Source organism: Paenibacillus sp. FSL H3-0302 (assembly GCF_037982245.1).
Classification (GTDB): Bacteria; Bacillota; Bacilli; order Paenibacillales; family Paenibacillaceae; genus Paenibacillus_AQ; species Paenibacillus_AQ odorifer.
The window spans coordinates 6,298,756-6,322,570 of the sequence record NZ_CP150284.1; the positions used below are offsets into that span (position 1 = coordinate 6,298,756).

The window sequence follows — 23,815 nt, forward strand, 5'->3', positions numbered from 1 at the left end:
CAGTGGTCTATTTGTGCTTGGCAACGTCCTACTCTCCCAGGACCCTTCGGTCCAAGTACCATCGGCGCTGGAGGGCTTAACGGTCGTGTTCGGGATGGGTACGCGTGGAACCCCTCCGCTATCGCCACCAAACATGCATCTGTGAAACAGACGCTGCCGCGTGAAATTCGGTTCATCACCAGAAGTGACAATGAATTTCTAAGCGTGTTACAGGCTTGATGCCTGAAAACTGAATCCGAAACGAATCTGCATTCTACGTATAGGATAAGCCCTCGACCGATTAGTATTGGTCAGCTCCATGCATTGCTGCACTTCCACCTCCAACCTATCTACCTCGTCGTCTTCAAGGGGTCTTACTAATTGGGAAATCTCATCTTGAGGGGGGCTTCACGCTTAGATGCTTTCAGCGCTTATCCCGTCCGTACGTAGCTACCCAGCCATGCTCCTGGCGGAACAACTGGTGCACCAGCGGTACGTCCATCCCGGTCCTCTCGTACTAAGGACAGCTCCTCTCAAATTTCCTGCGCCCACGACAGATAGGGACCGAACTGTCTCACGACGTTCTGAACCCAGCTCGCGTACCGCTTTAATGGGCGAACAGCCCAACCCTTGGGACCTACTTCAGCCCCAGGATGCGATGAGCCGACATCGAGGTGCCAAACCTCCCCGTCGATGTGGACTCTTGGGGGAGATAAGCCTGTTATCCCCAGGGTAGCTTTTATCCGTTGAGCGATGGCCCTTCCATGCGGTACCACCGGATCACTAAGTCCGACTTTCGTCCCTGCTCGACTTGTAGGTCTCGCAGTCAAGCTCCCTTATGCCTTTGCACTCTGCGAATGATTTCCAACCATTCTGAGGGAACCTTGGAACGCCTCCGTTACTCTTTAGGAGGCGACCGCCCCAGTCAAACTGCCCGCCTGACACGGTCCCCGTACCCGATTAGGGTACTAGGTTAGAACCTAGATACGATCAGGGTGGTATCCCAACGGCGCCTCCACCGAAGCTTGCGCTCCGATTTCTACGGCTCCCACCTATCCTGTACAGATCGTACCCAAATTCAATATCAAGCTGCAGTAAAGCTCCATGGGGTCTTTCCGTCTTGTCGCGGGTAACCTGCATCTTCACAGGTATTAAAATTTCACCGGATCTCTCGTTGAGACAGCGCCCAAGTCGTTACGCCATTCGTGCGGGTCAGAATTTACCTGACAAGGAATTTCGCTACCTTAGGACCGTTATAGTTACGGCCGCCGTTTACTGGGGCTTCGGTTCATAGCTTCGGGTTACCCCTAACCACTCCCCTTAACCTTCCAGCACCGGGCAGGCGTCAGCCCGTATACTTCGCCTTGCGGCTTCGCACAGACCTGTGTTTTTGCTAAACAGTCGCTTGGGCCTTTTCACTGCGGCCCCCTCGTGCTATTCACACTACCGGGGCACCCCTTCTCCCGAAGTTACGGGGTCATTTTGCCGAGTTCCTTAACGAGAGTTCTTCCGCGCGCCTTAGAATTCTCTTCTCGCCTACCTGTGTCGGTTTGCGGTACGGGCACCTTCTCCTGGCTAGAGGCTTTTCTTGGCAGTGTGAGATCATGACCTTCGCTACTATAATTTTCGCTCCCCATCACAGCCCAGCCTTATCGATGTGCGGATTTGCCTACACATCAGCCTCACTGCTTAGACGGACATCCATCAGTCCGCGTCACTACCCTCCTGCGTCACCCCATCGCTCATAGCGGATTACGGTGGTACAGTAATTTCAAACTGTTGTCCTTCGACTACGCCTTTCGGCCTCGCCTTAGGTCCCGACTTACCCTGAGCGGACGAGCCTTCCTCAGGAAACCTTGGGCTTTCGGCGGATCAGATTCTCACTGATCTTTTCGTTACTCATACCGGCATTCTCACTTGTGTAGTGTCCAGCGCTCTTTTCAGTACACCTTCAACCCCTACACAACGCTCCCCTACCCCAGATGCAAAGCATCTAGCCATAGCTTCGGTGGTGTGTTTAGCCCCGTTACATTTTCGGCGCAGAGTCACTCGACCAGTGAGCTATTACGCACTCTTTCAATGGTGGCTGCTTCTAAGCCAACATCCTGGTTGTCTGTGCAACTCCACATCCTTTCCCACTTAACACACACTTGGGGACCTTAGCTGATGGTCTGGGCTGTTTCCCTTTTGACAATGGATCTTAGCACTCACTGTCTGACTCCCGGCAATAAGTATATGGCATTCGGAGTTTGACTGAGCTTGGTAATCCTTGCGGACCCCGCACCCAATCAGTGCTCTACCTCCACTACTCTTATACCGAGGCTAGCCCTAAAGCTATTTCGGGGAGAACCAGCTATCTCCGAGTTCGATTGGAATTTCTCCGCTACCCCCACCTCATCCCCGCACTTTTCAACGTACGTGGGTTCGGGCCTCCAGTGCGTGTTACCGCACCTTCACCCTGGACAGGGGTAGATCACACGGTTTCGGGTCTACGTCCACATACTAATTCGCCCTATTCAGACTCGCTTTCGCTGCGGCTCCACCTTCTCGGCTTAACCTTGCATGTTAAACGTAACTCGCCGGTTCATTCTACAAAAGGCACGCCATCACCCATTAATAGGGCTCTGACTTTTTGTAAGCACACGGTTTCAGGTTCTATTTCACTCCCCTTCCGGGGTGCTTTTCACCTTTCCCTCACGGTACTGTTTCACTATCGGTCGCCAGGTAGTATTTAGCCTTAGCAGATGGTCCTGCTGGATTCATACGGGGTTTCACGTGCCCCGCACTACTCGGGATCCGTCTCGGAGAGAACACAGTTTAGGTTACAGGGCTTTTACCTCTATCGCGGGCCTTTCCAGACCTCTTCACCTACCATATTCCTTTGTAACTCCATGTGAGACGTCCCACAACCCCTAAGAGCAAGCTCTTAGGTTTAGGCTGTTCCGCGTTCGCTCGCCGCTACTGACGGAATCACTATTGTTTTCTCTTCCTCAGGGTACTTAGATGTTTCAGTTCCCCTGGTCTGCCTCTACATTTCCTATGTATTCAGAAATGAGTAACTGCGAATTACCACAGCTGGGTTTCCCCATTCGGACACCCCCGGATCAAAGCTTGCTTACAGCTCCCCGAGGCAGTTTCGTTGTTCGCCACGTCCTTCGTCGGCTCCTGGCGCCTAGGCATCCTCCGTGTGCTCTTATTAGCTTAACCTTGATTTTTCCGCAGGAAAATATCATACGATGACATTCTCTTTGGAATCATCTCACTAATAACATTTACTTGTTTGCACAAGTTGCTAAAAGATGTTCTAAAACGCAAATTCGTTTCGGTATCCAGTTTTCAAGGATCAAATGTATAGACATAACAAATAGATGAAGTTTGTTGGTGGAGCCAAGCGGGATCGAACCGCTGACCTCCTGCTTGCAAGGCAGGCGCTCTCCCAGCTGAGCTATGGCCCCGCAAATTCCATCAAAACCGAACAAATGGATACACGTTAATTGGTTGTGGAAGTTAAACTTCCGATTTGAATGTTCTCATTGCAGAGAACGATTCTCCATAGAAAGGAGGTGATCCAGCCGCACCTTCCGATACGGCTACCTTGTTACGACTTCACCCCAATCATCTACCCCACCTTCGGCGGCTGGCTCCCTTGCGGGTTACCCCACCGACTTCGGGTGTTGTAAACTCTCGTGGTGTGACGGGCGGTGTGTACAAGACCCGGGAACGTATTCACCGCGGCATGCTGATCCGCGATTACTAGCAATTCCGACTTCATGCAGGCGAGTTGCAGCCTGCAATCCGAACTGAGACCGGCTTTGATGGGATTGGCTCCACCTCGCGGCTTCGCTTCCCGTTGTACCGGCCATTGTAGTACGTGTGTAGCCCAGGTCATAAGGGGCATGATGATTTGACGTCATCCCCACCTTCCTCCGGTTTGTCACCGGCAGTCACTCTAGAGTGCCCAACATTACTTGCTGGCAACTAAAGTTAAGGGTTGCGCTCGTTGCGGGACTTAACCCAACATCTCACGACACGAGCTGACGACAACCATGCACCACCTGTCTCCTCTGTCCCGAAGGCCGCCACTATCTCTAGCAGATTCAGAGGGATGTCAAGACCTGGTAAGGTTCTTCGCGTTGCTTCGAATTAAACCACATACTCCACTGCTTGTGCGGGTCCCCGTCAATTCCTTTGAGTTTCAGTCTTGCGACCGTACTCCCCAGGCGGAGTGCTTACTGTGTTAACTTCGGCACCAAGGGTATCGAAACCCCTAACACCTAGCACTCATCGTTTACGGCGTGGACTACCAGGGTATCTAATCCTGTTTGCTCCCCACGCTTTCGCGCCTCAGCGTCAGTTACAGCCCAGAAAGTCGCCTTCGCCACTGGTGTTCCTCCACATATCTACGCATTTCACCGCTACACGTGGAATTCCACTTTCCTCTTCTGTACTCAAGCCACCCAGTTTCCAGTGCGACCTCAGGTTGAGCCCAAGGTTTAAACACCAGACTTAAATAGCCGCCTGCGCGCGCTTTACGCCCAATAATTCCGGACAACGCTTGCCCCCTACGTATTACCGCGGCTGCTGGCACGTAGTTAGCCGGGGCTTTCTTCTCAGGTACCGTCACTCCGGTAGCAGTTACTCTACCGGACGTTCTTCCCTGGCAACAGAGCTTTACGATCCGAAAACCTTCATCACTCACGCGGCGTTGCTCCGTCAGGCTTTCGCCCATTGCGGAAGATTCCCTACTGCTGCCTCCCGTAGGAGTCTGGGCCGTGTCTCAGTCCCAGTGTGGCCGTTCACCCTCTCAGGTCGGCTACGCATCGTCGCCTTGGTGGGCCGTTACCCCACCAACTAGCTAATGCGCCGCAGGCCCATCCCTCAGTGACAGATTGCTCCGTCTTTCATTCTTCTCTCAGGAGAAAAAAGAAATTATCCGGTATTAGCTACCGTTTCCGGTAGTTATCCCAGTCTGAAGGGCAGGTTGCCTACGTGTTACTCACCCGTCCGCCGCTAAGTTGTTTTGAAAGCAAGCTTTCAAAACAACTCCGCTCGACTTGCATGTATTAGGCACGCCGCCAGCGTTCGTCCTGAGCCAGGATCAAACTCTCCAATTAGTATTGAAAAGAGCGATATGCTCATTTTGAAACTGACGATTCATTAATTGAATCTTTTTAAAAATTAACGTGTTCCATTTGTTCAGTTTTCAAAGAACTTGCTCCTAGCATTTCGACATTCAATGTCTCTTGCACAGGAATTAGAGTATATCATGTTTGTTTCTATCTTGTCAACTTATTTCTTCATCGCTTGTGTTTCGTATGTGCGATGCGTCGTAAGCACAAGAGATAATATACCATGCTGTCATTGAGTTTGCAAGCTTTTTTTGAAATAAAAAAATCAATCGTATAAATAACTTCGATACAACACAAATTGATACCATTCATCCATTATTTGTGGCTAAATAGAATTTATCGTATTCGCCAATCTTACCTTTTAACTATCAGTACAGAGAGGAGTCAAAATGAAGACCAAACCTACAGACGCTGCATCCACGGTAGACAGCAAGAACAAGGAGCAGCGTAATCTGCAGCAGGCAACGATTTATAAAATTTTGTTAGCTGTCAGTTTTGTTCATTTATTTAATGATTCTATACAGGCAGTCATTCCAGCAATCTTCCCTATTCTCAAAGATAATCTACTGCTCTCTTTCGCCCAGATTGGATGGATCTCATTCGCTTTAAATATGACGTCATCAGTAATCCAACCCGTCATTGGATATGCTGCAGACCGTAAACCCCGTCCTATATTATTACCACTGGGTATGTGCAGCACATTTTTAGGTGTACTTCTATTGGCTTATGCCAATAGCTATTTTCTGGTCTTATTCTCGGTTATCCTGATCGGATTCGGTTCAGCCACCTTCCACCCAGAGGGTATGCGTGTTGCTCATATGGCCGCAGGTCAGCGAAAGGGATTGTCGCAATCTATTTTTCAAGTGGGCGGCAATGCTGGACAGTCCCTGGGTCCAATGCTTACGAAATGGGTGTTCATCCCCTTTGGCCAGATTGGTGCCCTAGGCTTCACGATCGTCGCGGCTGCCGGAATCGCTGTTCAGACCTATGTAGCTCGCTGGTATAGAGAAATGCTAGATGCCGGTTATACCTTTCATAAAAAATCAACAGCACGGGCAATCGACCCCGCCCGCCGAAAAAGCATACGAACAGCAACGATTATTCTTGTATTCCTAGTCTTTGTTAGGTCTTGGTATGGCGCTTCTATCGGCAGTTACTACGCCTTCTATCTAATGGACAAATATCAAATGACGCTGGATAAAGCCCAAATCTATATTTTTATGTATTTGGCTGCTGGCGCAGTGGGCACATTTTTTGGAGGTCCGCTGGCTGACCGTTTTGGACGGCGTAATCTCATCTTACTATCAATGGTAGGAACCGTTCCCTTTGCACTTGCTCTACCCTTTGTAGGTCCATTATGGGCGGCTGTATTGCTGCTGATTGGCGGTTTCATCCTTCTGTCCAGCTTCTCTGTTACCGTCATTTATGCTCAAATGCTATATCCGGGCAACATTGGCACAGTTTCAGGTCTGATCACGGGACTTGCTTTTGGACTCGGCGGGATCGGCTCATTAGTCCTCGGCAACCTCATTGATAGTATCGGGATTGCTAAAGTGTTCATCGCTTGCGGCTTCCTCCCGCTGCTTGGGTTTCTTGCCTTGCTGCTTCCTAGAGATGAGAAATTAGAAGAATGGGCGGCGCAATAACTTCTCAATGATCACTTAAGGCTTTACTCATTACTGTAGAAAATAGAGCGGCAGCCTTCCCGCTGCCTTCAGTCATGTAATTATCCTGATTCGTACGATCAAAACCCATCCATACCGCAGCTGTCCACTCCGAAGTATAGCCTACAAACCAAAGATCCCGATTAGCTTTCTTGCTCACGCCAGCCAAGTCCAATTGGGTCGTACCGGTCTTTCCCGCTACTGGTCTGTTCATCTGCGCTTTTTTCCCTGTTCCTTCATTAACAACATTGCGTAACATAGCCGTCATCGCTTCTGCGGTACGCGGCGAGATTACCTGACGTGATTCAGAGGGATGAGTATACAAGACCTTCCCTTTTGAATCCGTTATGGAGCGCACCATATGAGCCGCATTAAATTTCCCTCCACTAGCAAAGACACTGTAGGCCTGGGCCATTTTTAGTGGAGAAACCCCATTATGAAGCCCCCCCAAAGCTATTGATAAATGATTGTCCTCCTCCGTCAGTACAATTCCTAATTTGGCGGCAAATTGCCGCGCAGAAGAGATTCCAACCTGCTTCAATACCCATACGGCTGGTGCATTGATGGATTTTTGCAAAGCTGTGTTCATTGTGACCTGACCTTGGTATATACCGTTCAAGTTCTCAGGCTTGTAGCTGCCATAAGCAACTTTACGGTCGGACAGCATACTATTCGGGTTGAATTTCCCGCTCTCCAGTGCAGGTCCATAATCAATGATCGGCTTAAAGCTGGAACCCGGCTGACGTGCATCAATAATAGCTCTGTTCAAATTGCCCTCGTTTTGATCTCGCCCACCAATCAATGCCACTACTTCTCCTGTACGATGATCCATTATGGTCATAGCTGCTTCTACCTGCTGATCTTTTCCGTCAGGTGGAAATGAAGCCTCTTTGAGAACGGCCTGCTCAAGTGCCTGCTGTGCTTTGATGTTCAAACCTGTAACTATAGTGTAGCCGCCTGTACGAAGCTCCTCTACGGATTTCCCTGTGATCTGAGCCGCTTCCTTAAGGGCGGCATCCACATAGTACACTCCGGCAACCCCATTTTCGACCGCAGCTGGAGGCTGATATTGTTTATTCATAGCTTCCTGCATTTGCTCATACGTGATTAGTCGCTGATTGAACATCATCTTTAGCACTAGATTTCTTCTCGTTTTGGATAATGCACTATTGTCTACTGGGTTATAAATAGAGGGTCCTTTAGGGATTCCCGCCAGAGTGGCTATTTGCCAGATCTCCAATTTTTTCAGATCAGACACACCGAAGTAACGCTTCGCTGCTGCTTTTACTCCATATTGTCCCCGCCCCATATAAATCTGATTGAGGTACAGCTGCAAAATCTCACGTTTCGTCAGTCGCTGCTCCAAGGCAAAAGCAATAGAGGTTTCATTTAACTTACGCAGCATATTCTTATCTCTGTTCAAATAAAGATTGCGAGCAAGCTGTTGAGTAATACTACTGCCACCTTCTGATAAACTCATGTCCAAGATATTTTTTAAGAACGCGCGTGATATCCCTTTATAATCGACCCCTTGATGGCTATAAAAACGGCGGTCTTCTACTGTTAAAAAGGTATCTATTAATAAAGCCGGCATCTCCTCAAGCTCTGCTGTAAGCCTATAACCCGAGCTCGGTAGCGGAGTCATTCGTATAACTGTTCCATCTGAAGCTGTGATGAGGCTTGATTCTGGCAATTGCAGCCTATCCTCATGCCGGTTAAGTACAATACCCCCATACTGGTATACATAAAACAAAATCAAAAGCACCAATACCGTACTAATAACACTCACATCAAATAATAGGTACCCTACTCGCAATATCCGGGTGCGTGCATTCCATCTGCTCATGATTCGATAATCAGGTTCTCCAGGAACCGCTCCATACTGCGTACTTCATCATTCGCTGCTGCAAGAAGTGTATGTACTTCCGCCCCATCCTCTTCAACCTCACGGAGAGTGCGAAGTATCGCCCTAGTTCTTATTAATAAAGCTACTGCTGGTGTGTCCTCTATCCGCTTTGAGCTTGCACCTCTTTCTGGAACTTCTATTCTTTGCATTCGATTGAGGTTAGCAGCAATTTCACCTATTTCTCCTCCAGAGAGAACCTTGATGTTCTGGGCGACTCCTTTATCTGCCAGCTCCGAGGTTCCCACCACTAGCGAGCGCAAATCATCAGCCATTTTCTGTGAACGAAGAACATACAGCCCACCGAAGACTAGAATAAATAGAAGGATGGCACTAGGGGTTTGACCCATATGATTAATAACCCAATGAATAAGCCGGACAAAAAAGGCTCCTGGTTGACCCGAATAATGAGAATACAGCAAATCGACAGCCCGCTGGACAACAAAAAGAAAGGCAGCACTCAAAAGAGCGCAACCCATAAAAATATATAAATAGCTGATACGAACCGTCCGAAGTTTTGGCATGGTAGTTCCCTCCTTGTGCCACAAGGATAACTTCCAAATCTTAAGAACCCGCCATAGTTTTCTTAAGATTCTATGAAGAATGGGAAACGGGTAATAAAATCCGTGCGAAGAGATATACTTTCTACATAAATAACGCCATTGTGGCGTTCGATGATACTTTTGGCAATCGCAAGTCCAAGCCCTGAGCCGCCTGTATGCTGTGAACGCGACTTTTCTGCCCGATAGAATCGTTCAAAAATAAAAGGGATATCACTTTCCGCAATCCTCTCTCCGAAGTTGCTAATACGGACCACAGCATCATTTTCCTTTTTACTGAAACCTATCTCCAATTTCCCGCCGCTTCTGCCGTAACGGATCGCGTTAGTAATCAAATTTTCATAAGCACGTACTAATTCTTTAGGCGAAGCCTCTATCCATAACTCATCAGCAACGTCCTCGATTTCATAGATCATATCCGCCTTTGTTAGTTCAGGAACTGACTCCTCCGCCAGCTGCCGTATGAAGGCCTTCAAATCCAATCTCTGCATAACCAAAGGGTACTCTCCACTATTTACACGTGTGTATTCAAAAAGATCATCGATCAGTTTACGCAGCACCAGGGATTTGTTGTAGGCTATATCCACGTAATACCGGATTTCCGCTTCTTCCTGACATCGATCTTGTTCAATGTATTCCAGAAAGCCCAAGACAGAGGTAAGCGGGGTGCGTAAATCATGGGAAACACCTGTGATCAAGTCATTTTTCGCATTTACAGCTTTACGTTCCTCCTCTATGGAGTGCTGCAAACGCTCAGCCATTTCATTAATATTCTCAGCCAGCACACCCAGCTCATCTGTGGTTCTGACTTCAATTCTATGGGACATCCCGGAGCTTGTAATTTCTCGAATCCCTTTTGTGATCTCTTCCAGATACAGCACAACTTTACGAGTGTAGATAAAAAAGAATAATAAAAAGCTGATAATACCCGCTGCTGTCATTAGTGGCATAGAGCCAATATGATTAATAATCCAGCGCAGTATGCGTGAATAGGGAGCCGACTCTGAAGCCGGATTTAGATAGATCATAAAGTTGACGAGTTGGTACCCTGCCATGAGCAGCAAAGCGCCCGAAAGCACACTCAGCAAAAAAGCAAACATAAACTTCCAGCGAATCGTCGTTATATATTTAGAATTCAAGAAGCCTCACCTAATCCTTTCAGGAAGGTCCGTCTAATTTATAGCCAACTCCCCAGACGGTTTGTATATAACGTGGGCGTTTCGAATCGATTTCGATTTTGTCTCGGAGATTACGAATATGTACCATCACTGTGTTACCGCCATCTAAAAAGGGTTCATTCCATACCTTATTGTAAATTTGCTCCAAGCTAAGCACTTGACCTTGGTGTCTCGCTAAAAGCTCTAGAATAGAGAATTCCCGCGGAGTCAGTTTAATCTTCTGCTGGTCTACATACACCTCATGCTTAGACGTATCTATAGTCAGATCCTCAAAGCTTAGTTTGCTGTCGTTTCCCAACGTATTACTATCCTTATTAAATCCGTGATAACGGCGCAACTGTGATTTTACTCGTGCCACAATCTCCAAAGGATTAAACGGCTTGCCCACGTAGTCATCTGCCCCGAGGCTCAGGCCGGAGATCTTGTCCATATCTGTATTTTTGGCTGATAGTATGATAATTGGCATTTTCCGCTCTTCACGGATCTTCATACATGCAGCTAGCCCGTCCATTTTAGGCATCATGACATCAAGAATAATTAGATCAACTTCCTCTTTCTGCAGACATTCCATCGCTTCCATTCCATCATAAGCCTTTAGCAGTCTATAGCCTTCATTACAGAGATAAATCGTTAACAGTTCTACAATTTCCTTCTCATCGTCTACTAACAATATCGTTTCTCTCTTCACAGGAAGGGTTTCCTTTCAAATATAGTAATAAATATCTATAGCTATATATTAGCAGATCATCCGAATTTTTTTCTAAAAATGAAACGTTTAGTTGTAATCCACGCAAAAAAAGGCCCCTGTTCCTCTCGTACTTAAACGAAATGGAACCGGGAACCTTTTGGAATCGAATATAGTTTGTTACTTACATATCCAACAAGCGAATTAGCTCATCTTCATCCTCAATGACCTGAATGCCTAACTGCTGCGCTTTAGCCAGCTTACTGCCAGCTTTTTCACCAGCAATAACTAAATCCGTCTTCTTCGACACACTTCCCGACACCTTTGCTCCGAGTGCTTCCAGACGTTCAGCTGCTTCATCTCGGGTAAGCTTTTGCAAGGAACCGGTCAATACGACCGTTTTGCCACTAAAGAAGGAATCGGTACTAACAGGACGTGGCGCCTCAGGAGCCTTTGCTTCCACACCCAACGTCCGCAAGCGGGAAACATTAGCTACTACAACTGGGTCTGCGAAGAAGCTGACAATGCTCTCGGCGACAATCCCACCAATGTCTGGTAACTCAGCGAGCTCCTCGGCTTTGGCCTGCATCACAGCATCCAGATCGCGGAAATGATCAGCCAACATCTTCGTCGTTGCTTTACCTGTGTTAGGGATCCCTAACGCAAAGAGAAATGAAGCAAGATCTCTACCTTTGCTATCTTCTAAAGCTTGCAGCAAATTCTGTGCTTTTTTCTCACCAAAACGGTTCAGCTGTACAAGCTGCTCAAAGTTCAGTTCATACAGATCCGCAGAGTCATGTACATTAAGCTCATCATAGAGCTGACCCGCCGTCTTCTCACTGAACGTCTCGATATCCATCGCATCACGCGAAGCAAAGTGGGTGATCCGACTGATAATCTGCGGCCTACAATTCAGTTTATTGTTACAGAAAAGATGTGCTCCGCGCATTTCTAACGGATATCCACAAGCTGGACAATCCTCAGGGAAAATAATCTCTCCACCGTCATTCTCCTCTGTTACCTTGCCGAGAATTTCTGGGATAACATCATTGGAACGGCGAATAAAGACCCGCGAACCTAAGGCAAATTTCAAGTTTTTGCGCTCAATATCACCCACATTATTCAGGGTGCAGTTCTGAACGGTAACTCCGGCAAGCTCTACAGCCTCAACCCGAGCCAGCGGAGTCACTTTACCTGTACGACCTACATTCCAGCTAACAGACTCCAGCACGGTCGTCGTTTCTTCGGCTTCAAATTTATAAGCTACTGCCCAACGCGGGAACTTGTCAGTGTAGCCAAGCACCTCACGGATCCGGAAATCCGTGACCTTAATTACAGCCCCATCAATGAGGTAATCAAGACTCGAACGACTCTCCTCGATTCCAGCGAGCTGCTCAGTTACATCATCAAAATCATTGCAGTAGGTCAGGTATGGGTTCACTTTAAATTTGTTATTCCGCAGAAAATCCATCATTTCCTGATGGTCAGCGAACTCCGCGCCTTCTGCAAAGCCTACATTATAGAAAAAAGCGTTCAAACGGCGGTCCGCAGTAGTCTTCGGATTAAGATTACGCAGTGCACCTGCTGCTGCATTACGCGCATTCTTCAGCGGCTCTGCAGCCCTTGTATTATAATCAGCCAGCACAGACAGATTCATAATCCCTTCACCCTGAACCTCAATGACCCCATCCTTGAAGGGAATCGTCAATGGAACGGATTTGATGGTCTTCACCTGTGCAAGTATTCCTTCGCCAACTACACCATTGCCACGCGTTGATGCCTGTTCGAGAACACCATTACGATAGGTTAAATTCAGCGTCAAGCCATCGAACTTCAGTTCTACTGCATAACAAGGATCAGGAAGAGGGGTATCTGGATTCTTAAGATTGTATTCATTCACTAACCGGAGCACCCGGGTATTCCAGCTGCGCAGCTGTTCAATATTCTGTGCTTTATCCAGACTCCAAAGCGGTGCCAGATGCCGATGCGGCGTGAAGCCCTTAAGCAGCTCTCCACCTACACGTTGTGTAGGCGAATCCGGTAGTACGAAGCCACTCTCAGCCTCCAGTGCTACAAGCTTGTCGTATAAAACATCGTATTCCTTATCGCTGACTAGCGGTGCATCCAGCGTGTAGTAGTGGTAATTATAGTTATTTAATTCCGCAACAAGCTCTTCCATCACATGCATAGCATCCATGCAGGTACATCCCTCCGTCAATAAGTTTCCTAAAGTTAGCGTGGTCTAAATATCCGTTCGTTAATCGTTGTCTGCTATTATTCCACTTTGGTAATCGGCGCAAACCCCGCAAGCAGGCGTTTCACACCCACGGGAGCCGGAAAAGCAATCTGTAGCTCCGTGTCATTCCCACTGCCTTTAACAGATACAACGGTGCCCGTGCCCCATTTGCCGTGGGAGACCTTGTCACCCGCTTTGTAATCGCCAGCTGCTGCAGCCCCTGCTCCGGTAGCACGCTGTGCGCCTCCGGAGGTCACGGTCACGCTGCTCTTGCTTGCCGCCGCTGACGCCGTGCTTCCGCCGCCTGCCGGCGTAGCTCCGACGGCTCCGCCCCGGCCGCCAAAGTTCCCACGGCCACCGCTGCCGAAACCGCGTCCGCTGTAAGCACCGCCTGCCTCCGCGCCTCCGCGCTGGAAGCGGTCTTGAGTCTTAACGGTATCTTCCTTCAGTTCCTCCGGAATCTCCTCTAAGAAGCGGGACGGTTGGTTCGCCGTCGTCCGGCCAAAGAGCGTACGCATCCGCGCACAAGAGAGAAACAGTTGTTTCTCCGCGCGGGTGATCCCCACATACGCAAGCCGGCGTTCCTCCTCCAGCTCGTCGTTGTCCTGGAAGGCACGGCTGTGTGGGAACACGCCTTCTTCCATTCCGACGATAAATACCGTCGGGAACTCCAGACCTTTGGCGCTGTGCATCGTCATTAACACAACCGCATCACTACGATCCTCTTCATCATCGTTCACACTATCGATATCTGCGATAAGTGCAAGATCCGTGAGGAAGGAGACCAGCGACTTGTCTTCGTTGTTCTTTTCAAACTCCATCGTCACCGATAAGAACTCATCGATATTCTCTAGCCGCGAGCGTGATTCGAGTGTGTTTTCATTTTGCAGCTCCAAACGGTACTGGGACATCTCCAGTATTTTTTCCGTCAATTCGGTTACAGACAAGAACTCCACCATACGGTGTAGAGCTTCAATCATATCGTAGAACTCTACTAGCATATTCCGCGTCCGTCCAGCAAAGCCCAAATCATCGACCGTTTGCAGTACTCGGAAAATAGAAACACCACGTTCACCAGCAGCAGCTGCCAGCTTGCCAACCGTGGTATCCCCTAATCCACGCTTAGGAACATTAATAATACGCGTCAGGCTGATATCATCATCAGGGTTAGACAGTAAACGTAGATACGCCAACAGATCCTTGATTTCTTTACGATCATAGAACTTGATCCCGCCAACGATTTGATATGGAATATCTGATTTGATCAAAATTTCCTCTATTACCCGTGACTGAGCATTCGTCCGATATAGAATCGCGTGATTCTGGTAAGCTTGACCTTGCTTCACATTTTTGCTGATTTCTCCGGTTACAAAATACCCTTCGTCATGCTCGGAATCCGCCCGGTACACCTTAATCTTGGCGCCTTCCTCGGAATCGGTCCACAGCTTTTTCGGTTTACGGCCACTATTAAGCGCGATTACCCCATTGGCTGCATTCAGGATATTAGCGGTTGAACGGTAATTCTGTTCTAGCAGAATCGTCTTCGCTTCCGGATAATCCTCTTCAAAATTAAGAATATTCGTAATATCCGCACCACGCCAGCGATAGATCGACTGGTCACTATCCCCTACCACACAAATGCGGTGGTGGCTGTCTGCCAGCATGCGGCACAACATGTATTGTGCTCTGTTCGTATCCTGATACTCATCCACATGGATGTATTTGAACTTCTTTTGGTAAAAATCCAAAACCTCGGGAACTTCCTTAAATAATTCGATAGTCTTCATAATCAAATCATCAAAATCAAGCGAGTTATTGCTTCTCAAACGCCGTTGGTACATTTTATAAACCTTGGCAACTAAACCTTCGAAATAATCACCGACTTTTTGCTCATACTGCGCCGGAGTAATCAGTTCATTCTTAGATGCGCTAATTATGGCTTGTACAGCTTTCGGTTCGAATTTTTTCGTATCAATATTCAGTTCCTTCATGCAATTACGAATGACTGATAACTGGTCTGTAGAGTCCAGAATCGAGAAGTTGGAAGTAAATCCAATGCGCTCAATATCCTTCCGCAAGATCCGAACACACATGGAGTGAAAGGTGGATACCCAAATATCTCTTCCCTCAGGTCCAACGAGCTTAGATACACGTTCCTGCATTTCCCTCGCAGCTTTATTCGTAAATGTAATCGCCAAAATCGCCCAAGGCGGCGCCTTTCGATTAGCAATCAGCCAGGCAATTCTGTGAGTCAGCACTCTCGTCTTCCCACTGCCCGCACCAGCCATAATCAAAAGGGGTCCTTCAGTAGTTTCGACAGCCTGCCTTTGTGGAGGATTCAATCGGCTGACCGCGTCTTGTATGTTAATAAGTTGCATGTGTAACATGCTCCTTTCTAAAAATAAAATTACAAATCATAAGTAGTCCATAAGCTAACCGCTAGTCGAACTGCTCTTGCACCGTCTTTTTAACAGCAAATACCGTACGAATTGCCTGCTCTACATCCCGATAAATAATATTGCCGACAACTACTGTATCACATAGAGCTGCTGCCTGCTCGGCCTCTGCCTCACAAGTAATGCCGCCTCCATAAAATAGTTGGGCTTGCTCCACCATCTCACGCACTATACGTACTGTCTCCATATCCCCAAATCTACCGCTATATTCAAGATAGACTATTGGCAGGGACATCAGCTTGTCCGCAACCTGGGCATACGCAGCCGCCTCTTCAGCATTAATGGTTGTCTCGGCCCCTGTAATCCGCGCAACTGAAGAATCACTGTTCAAAACGACGTAACCTTCCGTTAGCAGCTGATCCCATGGGATCATAAATCCATAACGCTCTATAGCTCGACGATGATGGCCTACAATCCAAGCTGGATCAGGTGTATTTAGCACCATAGGAATCATATAAAGATCAAATCCGGGTACAGCAGCTTCAAGTTCGGATACCTCGAGTGCACAGGGCAGCTCAAAACGTCTTACTCTTGATAAGAGATCTACTGTATTCTCATAAGTAACTCCTGTAGAGCCTCCTATCAATATGGCATCCGTGCCGGACAAGCAAACGGCCTCCAAATCCTCATCTGAAATCATACGATCTGGGTCCAACTTAAACACATGCCGCCAAGGTTTGATCATTTGCTGTACTGATTTCATGGGAATCATCCTTAATTGTCATTTGGGCAAGACAAAACACTCCTGCCGCCGCAAAAGATATAGATCTAGTCTATGCCAGCACAGGAGGTGTGTCAATTTAAAGCGAACAAAAATACGAACATTTTTTCGTATGTAAATTTGAGGTCCCCGCAAAGTACCTGAATACACATCTGAGGAAAGCAGCACTTTGCAGGGATATATTAGTTGTAATGAGTGGGGATAAATTTCAGCGTATACCTCTGAGGTTATTCAAATCATTTTCAGGCACAAAATCACTATAAAATCCGTCTACACCCATACGAGATAACGCTCTAATCTCATCCTCTTCATCCACTGTATGAACGTATACACGAGCTCCGATATTTTTTAACTGTTTGACAAAACTCTTGGTGGCCCGGCTAACTGGCATCGTAATATCCACACCTGTTTTTTTAACAAACTCAATAACTTGTTCATCCGTATCCTTAGATTGGTACAGGGTGTAAAGCACTTCTGGAAAAGAATACACCTTATTGATCTCATCAAGCATCGGCTGATTGTAGATCTGTGGAACTATCCGCTCCAACAACGCTGGATCCCGACGCTGCGCCGCTTCGGTCAGCAATGTAAATTGCTTCTCTATAAGTTCCGGTTGGATTTCTTTGGTATCCGTAACGATATAAGCATCTGGATAATTCTGCATTAGATCAAGCACCTTCTCAATATCAAGCGGAGAGTATATATTCAGGATGGGGCTGTCCATAAATTCCTCGTAATCTAGTGCCACACCCTGTTTATTAGCAGGGAGAACCTCCAACTGACCTAAAAGCTTGCTCATATTGCCTGTCCATTCATGCCGCGCAACCAACTGATCATCCTTCGATAACAAAAAATCAACTTCAAATACGCGAGTTCCCCGTTCATAGTTAGCGACAAAGGCCTCCCAAGCATTGGTATACGTATATCCGTTAATTCCCCCCATGGCATGTGCAACGATTCTGTGCGCTTCAAAACCGCTCGTGGGTTGCTCTTCCTCTTTGTTCAACGTTATTACAAGAATCATTATTAGTGCGACAATCATTACTACGGTTGCAATAATCTTTTTCTTATTCATAGTTGTGAGTTTCCTTTGCAAAGTTTAGATTAGAAAATTAATACCCCGCTCTGCCAGTGGCAAAACGGGGTATTATTAAAATTTCACAAATCTAAATAAGTGCAGGTCTCAATATGCGTTTTTGTTAACGAAGCCGTTGCGAATCGTTTTGAAAATAATTCGAATATCGAACAGTAAGGACCAGTTCTCGATATAGAAAATATCGTGCTTAATCCGTTCCTCAATTGAAGTGTCCCCGCGCAGCCCATTACTCTGTGCCCAGCCCGTAATTCCTGGACGCACATGGTGCTTCACCATATACTTCGGAATTTCATCACGGAATTGTTCTACATAAAATGGTCGTTCTGGCCGTGGGCCAACTACACTCATATGACCGAGTAATACATTAAAAAATTGCGGAAGCTCATCCAGACTTGTCTTACGGATAAAGGTTCCAAATCGAGTTCTACGCGGATCTTCCCGCGTACTCCAACCTGTATCCTCTTCCCCGTCCTGCTGCATCTTCATTGAACGAAACTTATACATCATAAAATTACGCCGATTAAGTCCCACCCGTTCCTGCCGGAATATGATCGGTCCCGGCGAGGTAAGACGTACGCCGAGAGCTACGATCAGCATCACAGGAGATATCATAATAATAGCGAATAGAGAGAACACGATATCAAACAAACGTTTTGCCATCTTATTCCCCGTCATATCCAGTGGAATATCACGAACATTAATCATTGGCATACCTGCAAAGTTATCAAAGTAAGGACGAGCTGGTAAATAATCAAAGAAATCCGGAATAATCAATGTGCGTACCCCTGCTTTTTCACAGGCCGCAATAATCGAAGGATATTTAGAATGCGCATCGAGCGGCAAAGCAAGAATAACCTCGTCCACAGGCAGCATCTCCAGCATTCCGGATAACTGATCAACCGTACCTAGAATCGGTTTATAGCGCTGTTCTTCAATTCCATCCCAAGTATGATAGTCGTCTAAGAAACCAATAGCTTCATATCCGAGCTCTGGATATTGCTCCAAATTGTTGTAGAATCTTTTGCCGAGTGTACCAGCGCCGATGATAAGTACGAACTGGCGGTTCAATCCTTTTTCGCGCAAAGATTTAAGCATCTTCTTCAACACATAACGGTAAAGCATAATGGAAAGAACGTTAAATCCCATATAAATAGCAAGGTAGACACGGGAGATATCAATTTCTTTCACAAAAAACATCAAACCCAGCAGAATAAAAATACCAATTATATGCACTTGAAAAATCTTCAGAAATTCATCGACGAAACGTTTCTTACGCTTAGGCAAATAAAGCGATAAAAGGATACCAATTAAGACAGCTACTACGCCATAAATCATACTCCAATAAGCGTAAGACTCTACAGGCAGCGTGTTATAGGATTCCATCCATCCGCTCTTGAACTTGATCCACCAAGCCGCTAAAAAGGACAGTTGGATGACAAGAAAGTCAGCAACCATATAGAGCTGTGTCAAAAATTTCTGATTCCGCCGAATCATAATCTCACCTCAGTATTCTTATCGTTACGAGCGCCTGTTTCCGTAGCAGAGCTAAGACTCTGTGCAGGTGATGGAACTGCTTTAGGAAAGATTAGGACATTCCGCAAAAGGGACAGAGCAAACTTCATACCAACACCAGCATATACTGTTCCATTTATAATACTGTTGTACTTCCTACTATAATGCTTACGATGAAATAAAATCATTGCCCTGTGAAATTCATAGACGATCTTGAACGGTCTACGTCTGGCACTGCCGCCTTTGAGATGGACGATGGAGGTCTTCGGATAATAATAAATCTCCCAACCAGCCTCTTTAATACGATAGCACCAGTCTAAATCCTCACCGTACATAAAAAACTCTTCATCTAATCCGCCGACCTGATCAATCGTCTCCCGCCGCAGCAGCATAAACGCACCCACCAGACAATCTATCGGGTAATCAAGATCAGGGTCCAGATAACCTAACTGGTAACCGTTAAACTTCGGTCGATCCGGAAACAACTTACTGAAACCAAAAGCATAATAGAAGGAAGCTGACGGTGTAGGAAATCCTCGCTTACACGCTTTATCCAGCGACCCATCTGGCAATATAATCTTACATCCTGACGCCCCAACATCGGGACGACCATCCATAAAGGAGATCATCGTCTCCAGCGTATCCCTGCGCACCACCGTATCTGAATTGAGCAATAGTACATACCGTCCGGACGAAGCTTCCATCCCCTGATTATTTGCACGGGCAAAACCGACATTGTCGTTATTTGCGATCAACATGACACTTGGAAACTCTCTACCAATCATCTCTACCGAATCATCATGGGAATTGTTGTCTATCAAAATAATCTCATAGGAATAGTTCGTTTCTGAGTCATATACCGACCTGATACAGTCCATCGTCAGGCGACACGTGTTGTAATTGACAATAAGTATGCTTACATCTACATTCACTGCGTAACGCTCCTGACAAATATAGTAATCTACCGACAATTATTATAACATAAAACCTCCCTGAGAGGAGGTGACCTTTCAGGGAGGTTTTTCCAGATGCGATTTAGCTTTTGTGTTTCTTTCTCTCTTTTATCGCGGCTTGTATATACTCCCGCTTCTTTTTTAACGCAGGGAGCTGAGTAAAAAAGGACTTCCACGCTGTAATTAACTGTGGCTCTCTCAGAAGCATATAACCATGAGCTGCAATTTCATAGGGGAGAGAAATGAAGATTGTCTTCAGCATCGTTCGAGCAGGTTCATTCTTATAGATCATTTTGTAGCGGTTAATGTAAGATATTCGTCGGATGAACATCGCTTTGGTGCTGCGACCAGACGTTTTCCAGCCACGTTCATGATATCCGATCGCCTCAGCATCATAATATCCCTGCCAGCCAAATAACTCCGCCCTCCAAGCCACGTCCACATCTTCCTTATAGGCAAAAAAGTCGGCATCAAAAAATTCGCCATTAACACTTATGTCGTTGATCATCCGCCGAGAATACATCGCAGCCGCTCCAGATACACCAAATACAGGACCCGACTGTTTCCATAGTTCTGCTGGCTCCCCCGCACCACGGTCAAACGCACGACGTGCCTTGTTCATCTGAAGACCAGTGCTATCCACTGATCCGTGATCAGCCTTTAGCAAAAGCATACCTGTGGCGCTGCCGATCTGTGGATTATTCTCCATCTGTGTGATTAGTCTGGAGATATAGTCTGGAGCCAGCGTCAAATCCGGATTAAGGACTAGTATGTAATCTGTTTCTGTAGCAGCTATAGCTTGGTTATGAGCTGGGGCGAAGCCTGTGTTTTTTTGATTTTGGATAAGTAGAAGGCTCGTGGGCGCTTCCTTGTTAGCTTGTGAATTGAACAGATCTAATTCCTCTAGTGAATTACTAGAAAAAGCCCCTTTATCGACCGCGTTAAAGAATATATTCACTTTCTCTGCACAATCGTCCGAAGACGCATTGTCCACAACAACAATTTTCTCAATAGGATAATCCTGTGCCATTACTGCCTCTAAGCAATCTATAATGTCATCCGCACTGTTGTAGGTGACGATATGTACACTAACTGTTTTGTTATTCATGAGTATCCTCGACTTTGTAATTTCTAATTAACTACCTGCTTCCTTCTTATTATAACGAAAGAACACAAAAAACTCCCGCATCGTTTTATACGATTTAGGAGTTCGGTGAAATAGTTATTCTTTTAACTCCAAGAGGAAAGCTCTGAGGCCTTCGCGCCAATGACGTATATCCTGAAAACCATTCGTACGAATTGACAAATGCTCCATCACCGAATTACGAGGACGTGGTGCAGGCCGTGGGAACTGTTCCGTAGCACATGGTTCAACCTTGGCAGTAAATTGCAAACCTAATACGTCCTCCGCCTCTACAAAAATAGCCTCTGTAAATTCAAACCAAGTACAAGAATCGCTATTTGACGCATGATACACGCCATACTTCTCAGTTTGAATAAGCTCAAGCAAAAATCGAGCTAAATCGACTGTGTAAGTAGGCGAACCTTTTTGGTCATCGACAACTTGAAGCATTGGCTTTTCTTGACCAAGCTTTAGCATTGTTTTGACAAAGTTATTTCCGTATTTGCCGTACACCCATGACGTTCGTACGATGAAATACTTAGAGGAGAGGGATTGAACGAGTACCTCACCCGCACGTTTCGATTTGCCGTATATACTCTTAGGGTCTGTATTATCATATTCATGGTAAGGCTGTGCACCCATACCATCAAATACATAATCCGTGCTAATATACACCAGCTTGGCTCCAGCTTTTTCAGAAGCAAGCGCTACATTTCGGCTGCCAGTAGCATTAATTAAATAAGCTGCATCAATATCACTTTCTGCCGCATCTACTGCCGTATGAGCAGCACAATGAATAACCGCATCCGGTCCAAACCCGCCAATAACTTGGATGCACTGATCCAGATCAGTAATATCCATCTCCTGACGATCGCAAGCCAACACTTCGTGACCTTGATGCTGGAGCAGTAAAACTACGTCCTGACCTAGTTGTCCGGCCGCACCTGTAACAAGTACCTTCATAGCTATTTTACCCCCGTATCAAAATTACAATGAGTCACCTAAACGATCACCATATTGCTGTTCAGCATATTTTTGGTATTCCCCAGATTGAATACGGGTCCACCACTCGCGGTTATTGAGATACCATTGGATAGTTTCTTTAATACCTGTTTCAAACGTATGTTTCGGCTTCCATCCCAGTTCATTCATAATCTTAGTTGGATCAATCCCATAACGGCGATCATGACCAGGACGGTCTTGAACATAAGTAATCAAAGAATCAGGCTTGCCTAGTTCCTGCAATACCGTGTTTACAATATGCACATTCGTACGTTCATTATTGCCACCAATGTTGTAGACTTCGCCGTTCACACCCTCATGAATAACCAAATCAATCGCGCTGCAATGATCCTCAACATACAACCAATCGCGGATATTCATTCCATCGCCATAAACAGGCAACGCTTGATCAGCAAGTGCACGGGAAATCATCAGCGGAATAAGCTTTTCCGGGAATTGGTACGGGCCATAATTGTTTGAGCAGCGGGTAATATTCACTGGCAGTCCAAACGTTTCGTGATACGCACGTACTAGCAAGTCTCCGCCTGCTTTACTTGCTGAATATGGACTGTTAGGAGCCAGAGGAGTTTCTTCAGTGAATAATCCTGTCGCTCCCAGTGATCCATATACCTCATCCGTAGATACTTGAACAAACTTAGTGATACTGTATTTTTTCGCCGCATCCAAAAGCACTTGTGTTCCAAGTACATTCGTCTTCACAAACACTTCCGGCTCTAAAATACTCCGATCCACATGCGACTCCGCCGCGAAATTGACAACGACATCCACACCCTGGCTAATCAGTTCATCCATCGCAGTAACATCTGTAATGTCGGCCTTCACAAACGTATAGTTCGGATGATTCTCGATCGATTTTAGGTTCTCCAGATTACCTGCGTAAGTCAATGCATCCACGTTGACGATCTGGTAATCAGGATGTTGTTGCAGCATGTATAATACAAAGTTGCTGCCGATAAATCCGGCTCCGCCAGTAACTAGCAGTTTCATTTATAGCCCACCTTTTGTTCTTTGAGATTATATTCAAGTTTTTGCTCACCACTGTTAATCAAAGTTTATTTCCGCATCTTTCAGTAATGGATGACGTTGATCTTTATCCGACAATACCGGACTAGAAGTCGGCCAATCAATACCTAAGGCTGGATCATTCCATAATATGCCGCGATCATTTTTGGGGGAATAATATTCGTCCACCTTATATAACACTTGGGTGTTAGGTACTAACGTACAAAACCCATGTGCGAAGCCTTTAGGCACCAGAAGTTGACTTTTATTATATTCGCTAAGAATTACTCCCACCCATTGCCAAAATGTAGGGGAATTACGACGGATATCGACGATAACATCATAAATTACACCGGATAAGACGCGAATTAACTTTGTTTGCGCCTTAGGGCTTAACTGGTAATGCAGGCCACGTAACACCCCAACCTCTGCTGAGAGGGACTGGTTGTCTTGAATAAATTGATAGTTAACTCCGAGTTTATGCATTATTTCTTCGTTATAGCTTTCCATAAAAAAACCCCGGTTGTCGCCATGGACAACCGGTTCTAGTAGGCTTGCGCCTTGCAGTTGTAATGCTGTAGCTTTCATAATCACA

Annotated in this window: 15 protein-coding genes, 1 tRNA gene and 3 rRNA genes; 1 reads left to right on the top strand and 18 read right to left on the bottom strand. The window is 46.4% G+C overall.

The annotated features are described in order from the left end of the window. Window positions 1-15: 15 nt before the first annotated feature. The 4 genes from rrf to MHH50_RS28160 form a co-directional block, all read right to left on the bottom strand. Window positions 16-132: ribosomal RNA gene (rrf, locus tag MHH50_RS28145) — 5S ribosomal RNA — on the bottom strand. 128 nt (window positions 133-260) lie between these two features. Next, window positions 261-3,186: ribosomal RNA gene (locus MHH50_RS28150) — 23S ribosomal RNA — on the bottom strand. A gap of 172 nt (window positions 3,187-3,358) precedes the next feature. Next, window positions 3,359-3,434 (bottom strand) — tRNA-Ala (locus MHH50_RS28155). Between the two features lie 101 nt (window positions 3,435-3,535). Continuing rightward, window positions 3,536-5,093: ribosomal RNA gene (locus tag MHH50_RS28160) — 16S ribosomal RNA — on the bottom strand. Together the 16S, 23S and 5S rRNA genes with 1 tRNA gene alongside form the textbook arrangement of a ribosomal RNA operon. Before the next feature lie 404 nt (window positions 5,094-5,497). On the opposite strand from MHH50_RS28160, the gene MHH50_RS28165 reads away from it, so the two are divergent. Then, window positions 5,498-6,754, top strand: coding sequence for an MFS transporter (locus MHH50_RS28165; protein ID WP_076123743.1), 1,257 nt, complete (start codon window positions 5,498-5,500; stop codon window positions 6,752-6,754). Window positions 6,755-6,758: 4 nt separating this feature from the next. Here MHH50_RS28165 and MHH50_RS28170 read toward each other — a convergent pair whose 3' ends face one another. The 14 genes from MHH50_RS28170 to rfbC all read right to left on the bottom strand — a co-directional run bounded on the left by MHH50_RS28170 (window position 6,759) and on the right by rfbC (window position 23,808). Further along, the gene (locus MHH50_RS28170) at window positions 6,759-8,618 is read right to left on the bottom strand and encodes a PBP1A family penicillin-binding protein (protein WP_076310675.1); all 1,860 of its coding nucleotides are present in this window, start codon (window positions 8,616-8,618) and stop codon (window positions 6,759-6,761) included. Beyond that, window positions 8,615-9,199 carry a hypothetical protein gene (locus tag MHH50_RS28175; protein ID WP_340033734.1) on the bottom strand — a complete coding sequence of 195 codons (585 nt, stop codon included), beginning with the start codon at window positions 9,197-9,199 and terminating at the stop codon, window positions 8,615-8,617. Before MHH50_RS28175 ends, MHH50_RS28170 begins: the two co-directional genes overlap by 4 nt. Window positions 9,200-9,261: 62 nt before the next feature. Further along, complete coding sequence (locus MHH50_RS28180) at window positions 9,262-10,374, bottom strand: HAMP domain-containing sensor histidine kinase (RefSeq protein ID WP_076123748.1); 1,113 nt, start codon at window positions 10,372-10,374, stop codon at window positions 9,262-9,264. Between the two features lie 19 nt (window positions 10,375-10,393). Continuing rightward, window positions 10,394-11,101: a response regulator transcription factor gene (locus tag MHH50_RS28185; protein WP_340033735.1), complete on the bottom strand. Its 708-nt coding sequence runs from the start codon at window positions 11,099-11,101 to the stop codon at window positions 10,394-10,396. Between the two features lie 181 nt (window positions 11,102-11,282). After that, entirely contained in the window at window positions 11,283-13,295 is a 2,013-nt protein-coding gene (ligA, locus tag MHH50_RS28190; RefSeq protein ID WP_076099629.1) for an NAD-dependent DNA ligase LigA, read from the bottom strand. Window positions 13,296-13,372: 77 nt separating this feature from the next. Then, window positions 13,373-15,712, bottom strand: a complete 2,340-nt coding sequence (gene pcrA, locus MHH50_RS28195) for a DNA helicase PcrA (RefSeq protein ID WP_340033736.1) — start codon at window positions 15,710-15,712, stop codon at window positions 13,373-13,375. Between the two features lie 61 nt (window positions 15,713-15,773). After that, entirely contained in the window at window positions 15,774-16,493 is a 720-nt protein-coding gene (locus MHH50_RS28200; RefSeq protein ID WP_139330100.1) for a heptaprenylglyceryl phosphate synthase, read from the bottom strand. 226 nt (window positions 16,494-16,719) lie between these two features. Beyond that, on the bottom strand, window positions 16,720-17,586 hold the full coding sequence (locus MHH50_RS28205) for a phosphatidylinositol-specific phospholipase C/glycerophosphodiester phosphodiesterase family protein (protein WP_076303630.1): 867 nt from the start codon (window positions 17,584-17,586) through the stop codon (window positions 16,720-16,722). A gap of 108 nt (window positions 17,587-17,694) precedes the next feature. Then, window positions 17,695-19,101: an undecaprenyl-phosphate glucose phosphotransferase gene (locus tag MHH50_RS28210; protein ID WP_340033737.1), complete on the bottom strand. Its 1,407-nt coding sequence runs from the start codon at window positions 19,099-19,101 to the stop codon at window positions 17,695-17,697. Continuing rightward, complete coding sequence (locus tag MHH50_RS28215) at window positions 19,098-20,051, bottom strand: glycosyltransferase family 2 protein (protein WP_339188644.1); 954 nt, start codon at window positions 20,049-20,051, stop codon at window positions 19,098-19,100. Before MHH50_RS28215 ends, MHH50_RS28210 begins: the two co-directional genes overlap by 4 nt. A 103-nt stretch (window positions 20,052-20,154) precedes the next feature. Continuing rightward, a complete protein-coding gene (locus tag MHH50_RS28220) occupies window positions 20,155-21,180 on the bottom strand; it encodes a glycosyltransferase family 2 protein (protein ID WP_340033738.1) in 1,026 nt (341 codons plus the stop codon). A gap of 114 nt (window positions 21,181-21,294) precedes the next feature. Then, on the bottom strand, window positions 21,295-22,158 hold the full coding sequence (gene rfbD / locus MHH50_RS28225) for a dTDP-4-dehydrorhamnose reductase (protein WP_312151147.1): 864 nt from the start codon (window positions 22,156-22,158) through the stop codon (window positions 21,295-21,297). A 24-nt stretch (window positions 22,159-22,182) separates the two neighbouring features. After that, window positions 22,183-23,205 carry a dTDP-glucose 4,6-dehydratase gene (rfbB, locus tag MHH50_RS28230; RefSeq protein ID WP_076310680.1) on the bottom strand — a complete coding sequence of 341 codons (1,023 nt, stop codon included), beginning with the start codon at window positions 23,203-23,205 and terminating at the stop codon, window positions 22,183-22,185. A gap of 54 nt (window positions 23,206-23,259) precedes the next feature. Further along, entirely contained in the window at window positions 23,260-23,808 is a 549-nt protein-coding gene (gene rfbC, locus MHH50_RS28235) for a dTDP-4-dehydrorhamnose 3,5-epimerase (RefSeq protein WP_340033739.1), read from the bottom strand. Window positions 23,809-23,815 lie beyond the last annotated feature (7 nt).